This window comes from Alteromonas sp. ABM1_013 (genome assembly GCF_056160505.1).
Genome location: NZ_JBSWXH010000001.1, coordinates 226,734 through 244,280, shown reverse-complemented (window position 1 = coordinate 244,280; position 17,547 = coordinate 226,734). Strand labels below are relative to the sequence as shown.

Below are 17,547 nucleotides of genomic sequence, written 5' to 3'. Positions count from 1 at the left end.
GCTTAACCGCGCCTGCGTTTTTTACCACGCTTATGCGGGGCTACATTTTGGCGCTGTTGAGGTCGATGTTGCGCAGATATTACTACAGGCGAGAACTCTTTCATTACTCGTCTGTATACATCTCGCTTAAACGATACAACATTTCTAATGGGATACCAGTAACTTACCCACCTCCAGTCGTCAAATTCAGGATGGCCTGTTTTAAGCACATTAACGTCGCGCTCGTTGCAATCTAGCTGCAACAAGAACCACTTTTGTTTTTGCCCTATACAAACAGGGTTGCTGCCTTGTCGAATTAATCGCTTTGGTAGCTTATATCTAAGCCAGTTACGGGTAACACTTAAAATGGTGACATCTTTCGGTGTCAGCCCTACTTCTTCGTGAAGCTCGCGGTACATAGCTTGTTCAGCAGATTCCCCTTCATCAATTCCGCCTTGAGGGAACTGCCATGAATGTTGACCATAACGTCTTGCCCAAAATACTTGACCCATTTTGTTGCAAATCACTATGCCCACATTCGCACGGAATCCATCGGCATCTATCACATAGACTCCCGGGCACACTATACTTGTATATGTTTTCATTCTTCCACAAACTATGCTCCAATCATAGTCTTAATGTTCGCCTTCGCTTTCAAACAGGAAATTAACCACTTTTTATGCAGCCTCCTTCATCGCCTCCATCTTCGCCAGATAGTCTTTTAGCGCGGTGTCACGCTATTGCAGGTTTAACCTTAGGAGAGTTAGCTGACATGGCCAATGTTGCCATCCCTGCCAATTTACAGCGCCACAAAGGGTGGCCGGGCATGCTTATTGAAAAATGGCTTGGCGCCAGTGCAGGTTCAAAGCCTCAACAGGACTTCCCCGAGTTAGGTATAGAGCTTAAAACCATACCCATCGATGCTAATTTCTCCCCACTAGAAACCACGTATGTTTGTTTTGCGCCGCTTTTGATGGCGCCGGGTATCACGTGGGAAACATCCAATGTGCGAAACAAGCTACAGCAGGTGTTGTGGCTACCCATTGAAGGTGACAGAGCTATTCCATTAGCACACAGGCGTGTGGCGACTGGGTTTTATTGGCGTCCAAATGAGGATGAAGACGTAACGCTTAGACACGATTGGGAAGAATTGGTAGAACAAATTGCCACGGGACAGGTGGAATCGATTACCTCTCGACAAGGCGAGGCACTTCATATTCGCCCCAAAGCAGCCAATGGTAAGGTACTTACCGACGCATTAGGACCAGAGGGCCAGCGTATTAAGACTCGCCCTAGAGGCTTTTACTTGCGCAAAACCTTTACCCACCAAATACTGCGCAATGCATTTGGTGTTTGAAGTAAGCTGTACGAAAAGAAAATGTTTTTCACTTTGTAGGATCAGCATTCAAATGTTTAACAAGGTATTCGCTTAAAAACTTTTCTGAATTAACACCAAGACGTTTTGCCACAGCTTCTAATTTGGCATCGCTGTGGAGCAGCACTTTTTTCGCATACTCCAGGCGGTAGTGAAATATAAACCGCCTAAAATTTTTCTTTTCAGTAAGCTGAAGCGCAATAGCCAAAGATGTAGGGTCGATATCAGCCCCTTTGCAAAACTCACTTAGCGTAAGGAAACGGGTTTTATAGGCTTTTGACTCAATGGTATAGCGTTCTGCTTTAGAAATAATACTGCTTATTTCATACGGTGTGGCTTTGCTTTCGTCCAGTCGCTCGTAGTTCAATGGCGACGGCGCTGTTCGGCGAATAAAGGTTAATGAAAACAATACCACTAACAGTGCACAGCCAATCATTAAGTGATGAAAGCTTTCCCAAAAAGGTACGGGGAAAAAACCAAAGGTTGCGGCGGTAACAAGTAAAATACTCATAAAGGCAACACCGACCAAGCTTCCCATTACTCCGGCAAGCTTAGGCATTTTTAAGTTTTTAATGTCCACCGCCTGCTCAGGTAAATGTCGGTGGTACATTTGAATGTGTTCGGTTATAAGAATACCAATGAGCAATACACTAAAGCCTGTAAGTAGCGAGGCACAATAGGCTGGCCATAGCAATAAAGGCTCGCCGCTCGGCGACGATGAAAGCCATTGTTGTTTGTCACCCACTGGAATAAGTAAAACGGTACATTGAAAAATTGCCGTTACCACGGCAGGCCACCATAGCCGCTTTCTTGCCGTAGGATAAGCCAATAACATGGGCTTTATGGCACGATAACAACAAGTAATCGCGATGACGGCAAATACATCTGATAAACCATACAAGATAGCTAATGAACTCGCTTGTGCTATTCGCAGCCATTCATCTAGCATAAATAGTGGCCAGCAGATAAAGGCACCAATTAGCCAGCGCATGCTGGTTAAGTTTACTTTTTGAACGAACAGACGCGCAAAACAGAAAATATAAACGCCTAGTAGCGAATAAAGAAAATAATCATAGTAGCTTGAAGTCATCAGCGTCCTCCCTCCCTGAGATAAAATTTGCTAACGCAATACGTGTCCACCGACATGGGTTACCAGTAGATTTCACGTTGCATAGCCACAGTGCGCGTTCGCTCCATAATTCGAATTAACGTACTGAGTTTCTCTGCTGTCCATTTGCGTACCTCATCGTGAGAGTCCACTTCCGCATCGTCTATTGATTGCTTCAGCATGAGCAATGCGTTTAATTCATCAATGCCAGTAAGTAAATCTAACCAAGGCGCACGAAAGTTACCTCGCTCTTCAACAAATAGGTCACCAAGCAAAAAGCCACTCCACAGGGTTTGTCTTAGCATTATTTCCGCTGCACTGTAATTAGCTGGTCCCATGGTTTTATTGAGGGGCATACTCTGCTGCACGGTTTGCCACCCTTGCGATAACCATCCTTTTGCATGGTCAAGTACAGGGTGATCAAACCCCGTTGCTACCTTTTGCCAAGGCTTATTCTGTATAAGACTTATAGCGTGAAGCTTAATGTCTGTAGCATCATTGTCGAAAAATAGTTTTTCAGGCTCATGGGCCTGCATTAAACCTGTCTGGCGCCCTTGCAGGTAGCTTACTACCGCTGGGTGCTTGCTTAAGGTTTTGTTAAACATGCTCTTTTTAGACAGCAAGTAGCGCAAACTTTGTAAATCATCTTGCCAGCCCCACTTTTGCGCATGGGTTACCAGTTTTTTGTGCAAGGCTAATAGCTCTGGGCACTGCAATACGGGTAGATAAAGCGACACACTCTGCAGTAGCAACCTAACGCTTTTAGCAACCTCAGCCAGCATTTTTATAGAGCCACTCTCGCAGAAGACATGCTCGTGATGCTGCCAATGTGCCAAAGCGGTTTGCACTGCTTGGCCGAATGCCTCTTCTGTGGTGGTGGTCTCTTCAAGGGCTAGAAAGTCTGGCAGATGGCGAACTTTAGCGTTAAAGCCGTGTAGCAATTGATAGCCCTGCGCGGCTTTTGACACATCGCTTAAACGCACCGGCATATTGTCGTTTATTAGCACAGCCAACGAAAACAGACTGTTGATGTCCCCTGACATTAATTCAAGCTCAATCTCATTGATGGGGGAGTTGGCTTTATCCGTACTGGCTTGACCGCAGTCTAAGACAATTTCAACTTGGCTATCGCCTAAAGTAACCACATAGGCATTGCGCGTAAAGTGTGTACTAAACTGTTTAGAAAGGCTCGCATTCTTTGTTGTGATGTCCCAACCTTCGGGCCACACATTCGACTCGAATAACGTGAGATCCGGCCTTGCGTTATCAAGACTTACGTTATATTCCATGCGTTTGTGCAAGCCACCGCTTACTACACCATTGGTTTTTAACGTTTGTTCGTACTCGCCATTATTACCACGTACTCGAAAGCCCATTCTATTGTTTTGAAAATCGAGCTGATCCGTATCGTAATAATCGTTCTCTAAGCGCATTTCGCGATGAGAGTTAACCTGGATATTGTGTTTTTCAAAAAGAGGGAGTACACGTTGGGTAAACGCCTGGTGAGCATTGTCACCCGTTACAAATTTTAATTCTATTTCTGACATGGTTGCGCTAAGCACAGCTTATGATGCTGACACCTTACCCTTGTCGATTACTTTTCGCAATGTTGCTGCTGTTAAACAAGTCGCTTAAATTAGACAAAAGTGGAACAAACTTGCCTTTATCGCGGTCAACCAATACCATCTTCACGTTTTAAATTCTAAAATTGGACTCCATATGATTCGAAAGTGGTTAGCAGCAGCCCTTATTGCATGCTCTTTTCAAGCATTTTCGCTACAAGATACCGCTGATTTAGAAGCGTCTTCTTCGCACTACATAAGAGATGACTTGTTTATCTTTATGCATACTGGACCTGGTCGTAACTATCGTATCCTAGGTTCAATAGAAGCTGGCACCCCTATTACGGTAATTTCGCGCGACAATGATGCTGAATTCACGCAAATTACCGACGATGAAGGACGTAAAGGCTGGGTGGAAAGTAAATTTGTGTCTAACACAATGTCGCAGGCAGAGCAGTTGCCTATAGTTAGTGAGAAGCTTGCTGAGAGCCAAAGTGGTCTGCAAGCTGCACAGTCAGAAAACGCCAGACTTCGTCAGCAGCTTAACGATGCTCGTCAAAAGGTGTCTAAACTTACCACTACAAACGACGAACAAGCGTCTCAAATCATTCGTTTAACCGCCAAGGTTGAAAGCGCGAATAAAGATGAGCTTGTTACTTGGTTTACGCGCGGTGGCATAGTGGCAGGCGTGGGGATATTGCTTGGTGTAATGCTCACTTACCTTCCTAAGCGCAAACGTAGAAACAGCGAATGGATGTAGTGCTAGCATTTATAAAAAATGCTTAAACAGAAAAAAACGCCGATGTTAAACATCGGCGTTTTTTGTAGATGCATTTAGAGGGTCTAATATAATCTTTCTAAGAACAGTACAGCAATAATAGTATATTAACTCTGCCCTGTTTGCAGGCTACTGCAGCTCAAGCACAACGCTATACCCCTGCGCCACAGAACTCATACCTTTCATACTATCTTTTGTATCTTGTGCGATGATCTTCTTGTGTGAATAACCCCATTCCAACTTCGTACATAGCTTATCGATAAGCTTTAAGCCTATTCCAAAACCGCCATCTAACTCACTATTTGGCGTTACCGATAAGGAGGCATTTTCGTTTTGCTCAATGCCATCTTCTTCATTAAGTACGGTAAGCGTTGCACCTGAAAGCGTGATGGTGACGTTACCTTGCTGGGTATGCTGGTAAGCGTTTCGAATTACGTTTCCAATCACTATTTCGCTTGCGGTTTTAGGCAGCATTAATTCACACTCATTCAGGTGCAATTGCACATTCACATTTTTGCCTGACAGCAAATACATTAAGTCTTGGCTAAGAGCCTCAACCATAGCTTTTAGATTCACTTTTTCTTTAGGCAGCGCAGTCTCTTCATTTCTTCCTAACCACAGTAATGTTTCTGTCAAATCCGCCATGGTTTTTGAGGCATGGTCCACCCGCGCTAGAGCGTTGTTGCCTTTGGTATTCTCACTATCTATCACTCTATGCAGTAAAGCCGCACTGCTTCTAATAACGGCAATAGGCGTTCTAAGCTCATGGCTGGCATGATTAACAAACTCCCGCTCTCGGTTAAGCGTAGTACGTACGTTTTGCAAGCTACCGTGAATTATCGCCGCAAGCGCGTTAAGCTCTTTGTAGCGAAACTCAGGAATAGGTTTATCGAGCTCTTTCTCATCAAGAGAGGCTGCCCAGCGTTGTAATGATTCTATAGGACGAGACACGCTGCGCATTAAAAATAGAAGCGCGACAGAAAAGGAAATAAGTGCGACAAAACCTACAATAGCACTGTAGATAACATGGTTAATTCTAAAGTGCTTTTGACCATCTGAGGGCGGCGCTCGGAACACTTGGGAAACGTATCGAAGCCTTCCATCATCCAGAGGGACCAACACAGCAAAGTGCGCCGAAACTGGGCGAGAAAACCAATCTGGCTTGTTGATATCTTTTAATAGGATATATGGCTCAAAGCGCTCTTTGGAAAAGCTTTGCTTCACTTCATCAGGCAAGTCATTGTAATGAGCATAAACATGTAAATCGAGGATCTGTGCATGATTGCTGTTATCAAGCTCGGTACTGTTTGCGGCCCTTATCATGGTATTTCTGAGCATGCCGTCCATACCATCGAAAAAGCTATCGCTACTTTGTATAGAAAACAGCACAATGACTATAGTCGCTAAACTTAGCAACGACCATAAGACATAACGTCTTAAGCTGATGCGAAGGCCGTTTACCATTGGTCAGTGTCCTTACTTTTATTTGACGACAAAGTGTTACCCAAGCTCTCATTTGCCATTTGATCAGTTTTTAAGGCAACACAAAATCCTGCGCCCGGTACGGCTTTAATTTCTATGTTTGCCTTAGCTTGAGCCAACGATTTGCGCAAATTGTGAAGGTGGACTTTTAGCGCATTACTTTCGGGCGCGTCCTCCCCCCACACCGCATTGAGTAAACGCTCCCGTGGCATAACCTTTCCTTGCTGCTGCAATAAGGATTTTAGCAAGGTAAAGCCAGTAGGACTTAGCTTAATTGGCGTGTTATCAACACTTGCCACTTCACTACCTAATTCTAAGCTCACATTACCGAAGTTTAGCCTTTTCACTTGCGATGAGCGCCTGTGCGCCAACACTGAAACTCGTGCTACCAGTTCAGGCATATCAAAGGGTTTTACTAAATAATCATCAGCACCCTTTTGGAACCCTTCGAGCTTATTTTCTAGCTGGTCACGGGCCGTTAGCATAATGATAGGCGTATCGTTGCCGTCACCGCGCACTTTTTCGCATACGCTTAAGCCATCAAGTCTTGGTAAATTGATATCTAAGACCACAACGTCATATGGATTAATTTGCATAAATGTTAGTGCTGCCACGCCATTAGCAGCGTGGTCGCACACCATATCTTCAAGCTCTAAATAGTCAATGATATTGCCGGCTAGGCCCATATCATCTTCCACTAGTAACACGCGGATCATTAACCGTACTCTCCGTTAAAGGTTTTACCAAATACTTTGCCATTAAACGGCTTACATCTTCATAAATTAACAGTAATGCCGGAATTAATAAAAGCGTGATAAGAGTGGCGAACAAAATACCGTAACCCAATGACGCCGCTGCCGGAATGAGGAACTGCGCCTGTACCGAGGTTTCCCCTAATATGGGGTATAAACCTACAAAGGTAGTAATTGAAGTTAAAAGCACAGCACGTAAGCGACTGGTGCACGCTTCAATAACCGCCGCATGCGCAGGCATGCCATTTTCACGTAACGCATTAAATCGCGAGACCAATAACAAGCTATCGTTAACTACCACGCCGCTAAGCGCCAATATGCCGTTTAACGACAGTAGGCTTATCATAAGGCCATTTGACCAGTGCCCAAGAATGGCTCCGACTATACCGAAGGGGATGGCGGTCATAATAATAAGCGGCTGTACATAGGATTTAAGCGGAATAGCCAACAACGCAAAAATAGACAACAAGGCTAATATAAACACGCTTTGCATTGAGCTTTGCGTTTCCGCTTGCTGCTCGGCTTCACCGGCAAAGTAAAGCGATAAGTCTTGGTATTGGCGTTCCAACTGGGGTACAAACTCGCTGTTAAGATAGTTAACCAATTCTGTAGAAGTAATAACATCGCTATCCACCGAGGCACTTACCGTTAAAGCGCGCAATCCATCAATACGTACTACCTGTTTTTCTTGTACATCTTGAATAACATTCGCCACTACGGAAATTGGTACCACTGTGCCATCATCCAGGCGCACCTGGGTATTCATTACATCTGACGGGTTCATCCTATCCTTTTCAGGGTAACGTACCCGCACTTTCACTTCGTTTTTATCGCGCAGGTAGCGCTGAACAATTTCTCCACCGAACGCTTTTAACAGCTGCTGCGATAGGCTTTGGGTATTTAACCCCAAGGCTCGTCCTTCGGGAGTAAGTTCAAAGCGCATCATGGCTTCGCCGGGTGTAAGCGAGCTTTCTACTGCATATACGCCATCAATATTGTTAAGCACTTGAACAAAAGCGTCATTCGCCGCCGTTAAGGTATCGTCGTTAATGCTTTTTATTTCAACATTGAACCCGTCGACCATTTCTCGTCGAGAGCGTATCTTTAAGCTTTTTACGCCTTCTAAGTTGCCAGTTAAGGCATTCCAGCGTGCAGACAACTCATCCAAAGAATAAGGCGAGTCTTCATCAAGTGATATGGTGATTGTGCCACTTTGATCGCTACTCGCCGTTACTTGCAAACTACTAATACCGCTTTCACTAGTGCCATTTTCTTGGATTAGCTGGCGATCTGCTTCAAGCGCATTTTCCTCTAGCAGCATTAAGTTGCGTTCGTTCTGTCCGTAGCTAGCATCACTATATAGGGACATATTCGCCGAAACAGTATCACCTTGCATGCTGGGGAAAAAGCTTACACGTACAGCGCCCGTTAGCGGTAAACTAACAACCAAGATAAAAAGCGCGATAAACAATAAAACGGCTGCATAGCGGTAGGCTACAGTGACCTTCAACAAGCGTTGATAGACTCGGTAGTTAAACCATTGAAGTCCACCATCCGCTTTTTGCTGCACTTTATTCCACAGGCCGCCTATCCCCTTTCGGGTTTTCTGTTTGGTTGGCAAGTGGGCTAAATGCGAGGGCAAAATGAGCTTTGACTCCACCACCGAGAGCAGCAAACACAAAGTAACAATAGTGCCAAACTGCGAGTACAAGGTACCTAAGCCGCCAGATACGTTCGATAGCGCGAAGAAGGTTGCTACCGTGGTCAACACCCCAAACAGTGTGGGCACCGCCACTTTATGCGTACCTAAAATGGTATTATGTAACGTATCGCCGTGTTGTTTTCGCGTGGCGTAAACGCTCTCTCCTACCACTACGGCATCGTCTACCACTATACCAAGTGCCATTATAAAGCCGAACGTGGTCATCTCGTTTAGCGTCATTCCCGTGTAGCTATCGGTCATGAAGTACAAGGTGCCGAAGAAAATAAACGGCAAGCCAGCCGCCACCCAAAATGCCACACGCAAATTAAGAAACACAGCAAGAGTAACAAACACCAACACAATGCCCATTAGTGCGTTACTGGTAAGCAATTCCAAGCGCTCGGTAATGAGCGTGCTTTTGTCATACCAAGTTTCGAGTTCGACACCTTGAGGTAGTAAACCTTTATCATGCCACGCATCCACTACCTCGTGGGCCTGCTGCACCATTTTCGTTACGTCGCCATATTCATCCATTAGCACCTGAATACCATATCCATTGGTTCCGTTGTAACGAGACAAGTGATAGCTGTCATCGGCAAACATATCGCGTACCGTCGCCACATCGCCAACGGAAAGTATTACGCCACTGGTATCGGCAATAAGGGGGATGTCAGCAAAATCTTTCGCCCAGTAAGACTGCTCAGAGGCTTTTAACCGAATTACTTTTTCTTTGTTACGCAAACTGGTTGTAAGGGCGGTATTAGACTCTTGGTTTACCGCATCTGCCACATCAGATAGCGTTAAACCATAGGCCTGAAGCTTGCCCTCGTCTATTTCTATAGACATCATGGGGTCGACAAAACTACCCGCGCTGACCTCCCGAATATCCTCTTTGGCCAGTAAATCTCGCTCTAATTGCTCTCCCAAGTACTGCAGCGTAGCGTGGTCGACATCACCATAAAGCTGTACCCAAATAGCATGCTCTTGACGGCGCGCTTTGCTGATAACCGGGTTTTCAGCATCCGACGGGAAGTTAGAAATACTGTCTACTTCGGTTTTGATGTCGTTGAAAAGCGTGTCTAAATCGTATTCGGTTTCCTTTTCTACCTGCACACTGGCGCCGCTGGCATTTGAGGTAGACGAAATTCGTTTAATACCGGGAATGGCCTCTAGCGCAGTTTCAATTTTGATGGCAATGCCTTCTTCGGCTTGCTTGGGGTCACCGCTATCATATGTCATCGATATGGTAACAAAGCGTGGCTCCATGCTTGGAAACGCCTCTTTGCGGATATCGTTCATGGAAACTAAACCCAGTACGATAAGACTAACCATCAGTAAATTGGCCGCCACCGAATTTTGTGCAAACCAAGCGATAATTCCCCGAGGACTTTTCCCGTTATGTCTATTACCTTTAGGCTCTTCGCTGCCATCAAAAGGCCCGCCGTTTCGGTTATTTGTCATTGGTTTGCCCTCCCGTTTGTCCTTCCACAACAGGCTTAACTTTCGTGTTGATCAGGTAACTGTTTAAAGGGCGCGCAACGACCATCGCTTGACGTACTTCGCTTTCAGGTTCTGGCTCGGCTTCACTGCCCGCATTGCCCCAAGACTCATTTGCAATATTGCCCTTAATATCACTTGCCTTAGGTGGAGTGATATAGGCATAGCCATCGCTTTCAAAAAGCACTGAGGGAGTAAACTTCGCTAGTTGCCCGGTGCCCGGCATTACCAACCAAACTTCTTGTTTTTGTGAAATGGCAGAAGCCGGTAGCTTCCATACATTTTCGAGCTGTCTTCCTTCAATTTCTGCCTGCACAAAGCTGCCGAATAAAAGCGGAGTTGCTTGATCTAATGGCTTTTCAATAACCGCAATAGCATTGCGCTGGCGCGTTGTATCGCTTTGATGCCATTCAGCGCGAGCGATGTTGGCATCCCATTTATTGCCTGTGGTGGTATCGGTCAGCGTGACCGACCAATTAAAAGCAGCATCACCAGAGAGCTGCGCTCCAGAAACCGAAGGTAACTGAGTCCATTGGCTCGGAGAGAGCCCTATAGCTACTTCGGCAACATCAGTAGAATAAAGTGTTGCGACAGCACTGCCGGCCTGTACAAAACTTCCCAGAGCTATATCACGGCTAACCACCACAGCATTAAAAGGGGCACGTAAGGAGGTAAACGCCAAGTCTCGCTTTGCTGAGTTTACCGACTGCTCGGCTTCATCCAAGGTCGCCTGCGCGGCTTTAAGCTGTGGCTCTCTTAAAACCAACGCGGATAGTGGCTCGCCTTCAAGCCCCGAACGTGTCCATTCATCTTTAGCTTGTGTTCCCTGCAAGCGCTCCTCTTCTAGGCTTACTACAGCTGTCTGATAGGTCGCATTGGCACTTGCTAATGCCTGCTGATAGCTGGTGTCATCAATGCGCGCTAAAGTTGTGTTACTTTCAACTAACGTGCCCGTCTTAAAAGCTGGCGATAAGTGAGTAACTTGCCCGCTAACCTGTGCGACTAAGCTCAAGCTATCTTGAGGAACTACCTGACCATACCCCTTTACTTTGGCCTTGTAGCTGTTGGCGGTTACCTTAATAACCCCTACTTGAGCTAGCTGAGAATCAACACTTTGTTCTACTTTTTGGCTTCGGTAAGAAGGGCTATCTGCAGATGGCCTTTCACCTGCTTCTTTGGCTACTTCATTCTCATTACCCCTAGATGGGCGAAGCATAGTGCCTTCAGCCGTATCACCTCTTGACGGTCTTCCACTACCTGCTGGTCTCACTGTTGAGGCGTCATCTTTTAATTGCTCTGCATCATCGGGTAATTGCGAAGACGGTGGTTCTGACTTAGGCGCCCCCTGCGGCCGAGCGCCAGGATGCTGAGCCCCCATGTTCACCATGGTATACATGACTGCCAGCGCTATACTCGCAGCAGCGATTAAGGTTACGATAATTCGTTTATTTCTCATTGCGACACTCCAAGGCCAAGAGCCAGGCCTAAGTCAATTCGGTTTTGTAATTTTTGGGCGTGAAGCTCAACAGCTTGAGCTTGTAAGTCAAAGCGCGTGTCATACACCGAAAGTAAGTCCAAGATATCAGCAAGACCTTGTCGATATTGACCTTCAATGGTAGCTACACTGCGCTCAGCATTGGCGAGCGCCACATTTGTATGGCCAATTCGCGCACTGTAGGCAGTTTCACTATCTAGTGCGTTTTGGGTTTCCTGCACCGCAGTTAATAGCGTTTCGCGATACTGCCACCAAGCATTTGCTGCGGTAAGTTTTGCGTCTTCTACTTGCGCCCTTAATGCGCCTCCCTGAAAAAGAGGTGCCGTCATCTGTCCAAGCAATGTCCATACAGGGTTTGTAAACAAAGCTTGTGAGGGTGTAGAGGCAGAATCAGATAGCGATGCCGATAAACTAATACTGGGCAGTAAAGCTTTATAGGCCACATCAACTTCGAACTCTGTTGCTTGTATCGTATAGAAGGCCGCCTGAAGGTCGGGTCTGCGGGCAAGGTCTTGTTTTGGCAGATTAGCAAGCGGCAACAGGATATCTGGAAAATTCACCTGCGTATCAAGCTCGCTTAGCGATTGGTCCTGCCTGCCTAGGAGTACTGCCAATGTGCGCTTGGCTGATGACAGAGCATATTCATACTGGGCAATAGAAGCTCGGGTATTTGCACTGCTTGTACGCGCAGTATCTAAATCGTCTAGGCTTCCAAGCCCGGTGCGATAGCGCGTTAAGATCACTGCTTCGTTGTTTTCTAGTACCGATAACCGAGCCTGTTCGATATTTAGTAATTGCTGTTGAGTGAGTACATCGATATAGCTTCTTATTATGCTAGCAACCAATGAATCTCTGGCCGATTGATAGCTGGCTCTGGCGCTCGCGGCATCTAAGTTAGCAGCACTTATGCCATCGCTAATTTTCTGCCACAAATCCAGCTCCCAGCTAACGTTTAAACTTGCGCTATAGCTTGGGTTGTTTAGCTGATTACTTGTATTTACGTCCGTACTAGTAGTAGATGAACTGCTGCCTGTAGTTTCACTTTTTGATGCTGAGAAACTTGTGTCCACATTCACGTTTCTGTCTGCTTTTGCGCTATCGATAGCAACTTGTGCTTTTCGAAGCGTGATTAACGCCTGCTGCAGACTTGCATTGGAAGACAAAGCTTCATCAATATAGTCTGCTAAATGCGGAAGCTGATTGAGATCTATTACGTCGGTTAACCCAGTGTCTGAATTCAACACTAGGGTTTGCGCTGAAACTTGTTGCTGCGCTTGGGACTGCCACACGACATCATTTCCCGTTGTAAGGGATGCTGATTCGCTCAATCTTCTGTCATCAGTACTTGTGCATGCAGATAATAAAATACAAAGGGTAATACTATTTACCGTAAGTTTTATCTTGCCCATTACTTATGCCTATTGCTTGGCGCATAGCTTACTTTTTAAGGCCTATACGCAACTTGTTTAAATTAACTAACGCTAGTATTTCAAACGCAGGGTTAAGGCAGGGTTAAGGCATGAGAAAGTGATAAGAAAAAGAGGAGAAAGGCATGAAAAGGCTTAGATGAAGCCCAGAGTAAGTCGAATAAAAAAGGCCAGCGTCAAGCTGGCCTAATATATTGATACAATCGCTAATTAGCTATTTGAAGCAAACGCTACCGCTTATTCATCATCTTCAACTAGGGTCATCAACGACGTGTTGCCGCCTGATGCCGTTGTATCAATACTGATAGTTTTTTCGGTCATCAAACGCTGAATAAGGTTATCGTTATATTCCGCGGTAATTACCGGCAAAATAGCCCCTTCACGAGAAGACAGCATGGCCGAGATTCTCGCCGTACGTTCAGTACTCGAATCCACTACAACACCCGATAAATCTTCATCCATCAACAGGGTATCTAAGTGGGCAAGGCGCGCTACTTGGAATAAGCCTTTTGGTGCGCCTGTCGATTCAAATTTGTTCTGAATTTCTACGGCTTCATCATAGAAGATTTCAGACACAACTGACACTACTGGGTTGCCGGTTGAAAGTGCTGTTACAACAGAGAGTAACCAATATTCAAAGGTTACTTCTTTATCGGCAAAACATACCAAGATACCGCGCGGCTCTAGGTAAAGTTTGTTCGACTCACCTGTTGGCCCCGGCAGAACTTGTGGTTTTGCTAACTTGCGCTCAACGCTGATCAGCTGCTGACGCGCCGTCGCAAGCGTACGGTTTAAGTCGTCGGCTAGCTCGTCAACAATGTCTACTTTCGCAATTTTCGCTAGAAGTTGGCGTACCATAGAGATCCGGTCGTTCAACGGCGTATGACGCCACTGCACTTCCACTGCCTTTGCTCTATCCATCATAACGTGAGCACGCTCGGCAATCTTTTCATCACCTACAAGCGCAGTATCAGTACCGTCTACATCGTCAATATGTGAAGGCTTAGGCGTAGCACGCTCCATCATCAAGCGAGACAAATAGTTAGGACCACCTGCTTTTGGACCCGTACCAGATAGCCCACGGCCACCAAACGGCTGAACACCAACGATAGCGCCAATGATATCGCGGTTAATATAAACGTTACCTGCGCGACTTTTTGCTGCAATTTCGTTAGCACGTTCTTCAATGCGCGAGTGAACACCCATTGTTAAGCCATAGCCCGTGCCGTTAATTTGCTCTAGTACGCCATCAAGGTCTTTCGACTTAAAGCGCACAATATGAACCACTGGACCGAATACTTCCTTTTCCAACACATCAATGTTCTTGATTTCATACAAAGTCGGTGGGAAGAAGGTACCGTTTTCGAATTGCTCAGGCAATGATGAGCGATAAAGTAGCTTTGCTTTATCTTCCATTGCTTTTTGATGGTCTGTTAGGCTTTTAAGTGCCTTCTCATCGATAACAGGGCCCACATCGGTTGCTAGCTGCGTGGGGTCGCCTACGGTTAACTCCTTCATTGCACCAATAAGCATTTCAGTAAGATCATCTGCAATCTCTTCCTGTACATAGAGCACACGAAGCGCAGAACAGCGCTGACCAGCACTCTGGAAGCCTGAGCGAATGACATCGTCAACAACCTGCTCTGGCAGTGCCGTCGAATCGACAATCATACAGTTTTGACCGCCCGTTTCTGCAATAAGCGGTACCTGTTCGCCTCCGCGCTCTGCAAGCACTTGTGAAATCAACGTACCCGTTTGCGTTGAGCCCGTAAACATTACCGCTTTAATTCGCTCATCAGGCAATAAGGTTTCACCCACTTCTTTACCCGGCGATACGATAAGCTTTAATGCATCTTCCGGTAAACCTACTGAGTGCATAATGTCGATCGCACGCTGTGCAACAATGCTGGTTTGCTCAGCAGGTTTAGCAATAACCGTATTGCCCGTTGCTAATGCCGCTGTAACCTGTCCAAGGAATATGGCCAATGGGAAGTTCCATGGGCTAATACAAAGTACTACGCCACGAGGCTTTAAGCGCTGGTCTTCAGCAAGCTCTTCAGCGCGCACTGCATAATAGCGACAGAAGTCTACCGCTTCACGTACTTCATCAATGCTGTCTTGCGCAACTTTACCCGCTTCGCGCATACAAATGGCAATAAGCTCAGCCATATGGCGCTCAAGCGCATCTGCCGTACGATTCAGGATCTCTGCACGTTCGCTCACATCACGCTTAGACCAGGCATCAAAACCTGCATCAGTGTCATCTAACGCTTTACGCATTTCGTCGGGCGTTGCGTAGTGGTGGTAGCCCACAATATCATTGTGATCTAGAGGGTTTACAACAGGTGTAGCGCCTGCAGGAATGTCGCCTTTCGCTTTGTAGTAATCCTGCCAGCGTTCAAGTTCATGTTTAAGTGCTGTTACCGCATTAGTGTCGGTAAGGTCTAAACCGCGCGAGTTGTCGCGCTCTGGCGCATACAGCCCACGTGGCGTTTTAATTAACTTGTTATAACGCACTTTCAAGCGCTGCGTTTTCTCTACAGGATCTTCAAGCAAGGCTTCAACTGGCTTTTCATCATCAACAATGGCATTCACGAATGAAGAGTTCGCACCATTTTCAAGAAGACGGCGCACCAAGTAGGCCAAGAGGTCTTCGTGTTCACCAACTGGCGCGTACACGCGACACTGAATTTTATCTTCGGTTACCACCTGGTCATAAAGCGTATCGCCCATACCGTGCAGGCACTGGAACTCGAAGCCTTCTTTGTCATCGCCAGCAAGCTCAACAATAACAGATGCTGTGTAAGCATTATGCGTAGCAAACTGCGGATAGATGGTATCGCGGTACTCAAGTAAGCGGTTCGCACAAGCGTGGTATGACACGTCGGTTGAAGACTTACGGGTAAACACAGGGAACTCTTCAAGACCCGCCTGTTGGGTTAGCTTAATCTCAGTATCCCAATATGCGCCTTTAACCAAACGCACCATTAGCGGGCGACCTACCTCTAGGGTAAGTTCACGTAAGTGCTCTATAACGTGGATTGCACGCTTTTGGTAAGCCTGCACCGCCAAGCCAAAGCCCGTCCAACCGTTTAAGTCTTCGTCGCGAAATACTGCTTCGATGATGTCTAAAGAAAGCTCAAGACGGTCGGCTTCTTCCGCATCTACCGTTAAACCAATGTCGTATTCCTTCGCCATCATACACAGCGCTTTTAAACGCGGCGGTATTTCTTCCATGGCGCGTTCGCGATGAGAAAATTCAAAGCGCGGATGAATAGCAGAGAGTTTTACCGAAATACCCGGTGAACGCTTAGGCCCACGACCATTGGCCGCTTTACCGATAACTTTAATGGCTTTCACGTATGCATCGTAGTAACGCTCAGCATCATGCATGGTACGTGCGCCTTCACCAAGCATATCGTAAGAATACACATATCCTTTGGTTTCTTTCTCTTTGGCGCGATCCACCGCATCTTCAATGGTTTCACCCATAACGAACTGACGGCCCATAACGCGCATGGCAATGTTCATTGCACGGCGAATAACCGGCTCACCTAAGCGGCCAAGGGTTTGTTTTAATAAACCAAACTGTTCTTTCTTGCGCTTGTCGGCATAGTTCACCATGTTACCGGTGAACAATAGGCCCCAGGCAGACGCATTAACAAACAAAGATTCTGAATTGCCTAAGTGCGGCGTCCATTGGCCTTGAGACAACTTGTCACGAATAAGCTCATCTTGAGTGGCTTTATCTGGAACACGCAGCAGGGCTTCAGCCAAGCACATCAATACCACACCTTCTGCAGTAGATAGCGAGTATTCATTCAATAACGCGTCAACGCCACCGTGACCTTCTTGTTCACGACGAATTTGAAGTACCATCTTGCGAGCGCGCTCCCATGCACGACTTCGTGCACGCGGGTTAACCTCGGCAATAGGAAGAATTTGATCCACAGCCACCGACTCACTAATGCGATAGTAGTCTCTTATACGCTGGCGTAGGGGTGAAGTTGTATGAAGTGTGTCGTTAATGAGCATTGCAACCCTTTCATAGAAATAGCTGTAACAAAAAGCGTTCCCGCCGTGTATGACTGCCCACGGTTACATGGAAGCGGCTAAATAACAAGCAAAGTCGTAACCCTGCGTTGACCTATCGTTCTTCTTTTAACTTCATACTTTTGGATGAAGATCACGATGGAGCCAAATTTGGGCCGATAGTAGCACACAAAAATGCTCTGCCAAGACCCCATAATCAAAGTTTTTCATTTTCTCTGTCAAGCTACGTATTCAGTGCGTTAGATGACATATACCACCCTTTCAAAGCTCCTCCAGCTTTAGTTAATCAGTCCGTTAACTCACTGCGCCAAAGGTCGTAGTAAAAGCTTGTTGAAAA

The 17,547-nt window shown here is 46.2% G+C and carries 11 protein-coding genes; 2 read left to right on the top strand and 9 right to left on the bottom strand.

The genetic code is table 11. From position 1 onward, the window contains the following. Positions 1-2: 2 nt before the first annotated feature. Positions 3-545 carry an RNA pyrophosphohydrolase gene (rppH, locus tag ACXAGK_RS01095; protein WP_474808848.1) on the bottom strand — a complete coding sequence of 181 codons (543 nt, stop codon included), beginning with the start codon at positions 543-545 and terminating at the stop codon, positions 3-5. A gap of 113 nt (positions 546-658) precedes the next feature. Here rppH and mutH point away from each other — a divergent pair, with 113 nt between their 5' ends. After that, positions 659-1,336 carry a DNA mismatch repair endonuclease MutH gene (gene mutH / locus ACXAGK_RS01090; RefSeq protein ID WP_474853524.1) on the top strand — a complete coding sequence of 226 codons (678 nt, stop codon included), beginning with the start codon at positions 659-661 and terminating at the stop codon, positions 1,334-1,336. Between the two features lie 28 nt (positions 1,337-1,364). Here mutH and ACXAGK_RS01085 read toward each other — a convergent pair whose 3' ends face one another. Then, entirely contained in the window at positions 1,365-2,444 is a 1,080-nt protein-coding gene (locus ACXAGK_RS01085) for a helix-turn-helix domain-containing protein (RefSeq protein ID WP_474853522.1), read from the bottom strand. A 59-nt stretch (positions 2,445-2,503) separates the two neighbouring features. Then, positions 2,504-4,009, bottom strand: a complete 1,506-nt coding sequence (locus ACXAGK_RS01080; protein WP_474853520.1) for a CYTH domain-containing protein — start codon at positions 4,007-4,009, stop codon at positions 2,504-2,506. A 172-nt stretch (positions 4,010-4,181) separates the two neighbouring features. On the opposite strand from ACXAGK_RS01080, the gene ACXAGK_RS01075 reads away from it, so the two are divergent. Next, positions 4,182-4,784, top strand: a complete 603-nt coding sequence (locus ACXAGK_RS01075) for a TIGR04211 family SH3 domain-containing protein (RefSeq protein ID WP_474808855.1) — start codon at positions 4,182-4,184, stop codon at positions 4,782-4,784. 147 nt (positions 4,785-4,931) lie between these two features. On the opposite strand, the gene ACXAGK_RS01070 is transcribed toward ACXAGK_RS01075, so the two are convergent. From ACXAGK_RS01070 to putA, 6 genes are all read right to left on the bottom strand, one after another. Further along, positions 4,932-6,266 (bottom strand): sensor histidine kinase, encoded by a 1,335-nt coding sequence (locus ACXAGK_RS01070; RefSeq protein WP_474853518.1) that lies wholly within the window; start codon positions 6,264-6,266, stop codon positions 4,932-4,934. Further along, a complete protein-coding gene (locus ACXAGK_RS01065) occupies positions 6,260-7,000 on the bottom strand; it encodes a response regulator transcription factor (protein ID WP_474853516.1) in 741 nt (246 codons plus the stop codon). Before ACXAGK_RS01065 ends, ACXAGK_RS01070 begins: the two co-directional genes overlap by 7 nt. Then, positions 6,972-10,199: an efflux RND transporter permease subunit gene (locus tag ACXAGK_RS01060; protein ID WP_474853514.1), complete on the bottom strand. Its 3,228-nt coding sequence runs from the start codon at positions 10,197-10,199 to the stop codon at positions 6,972-6,974. The genes ACXAGK_RS01065 and ACXAGK_RS01060 overlap by 29 nt, the downstream gene beginning before the upstream one ends. Continuing rightward, entirely contained in the window at positions 10,189-11,691 is a 1,503-nt protein-coding gene (locus tag ACXAGK_RS01055; protein WP_474853512.1) for an efflux RND transporter periplasmic adaptor subunit, read from the bottom strand. Before ACXAGK_RS01055 ends, ACXAGK_RS01060 begins: the two co-directional genes overlap by 11 nt. Further along, entirely contained in the window at positions 11,688-13,139 is a 1,452-nt protein-coding gene (locus ACXAGK_RS01050; protein ID WP_474853510.1) for a TolC family protein, read from the bottom strand. The genes ACXAGK_RS01055 and ACXAGK_RS01050 overlap by 4 nt, the downstream gene beginning before the upstream one ends. Before the next feature lie 255 nt (positions 13,140-13,394). Continuing rightward, entirely contained in the window at positions 13,395-17,192 is a 3,798-nt protein-coding gene (putA, locus tag ACXAGK_RS01045; RefSeq protein ID WP_474853508.1) for a bifunctional proline dehydrogenase/L-glutamate gamma-semialdehyde dehydrogenase PutA, read from the bottom strand. Positions 17,193-17,547: the final 355 nt, after the last annotated feature.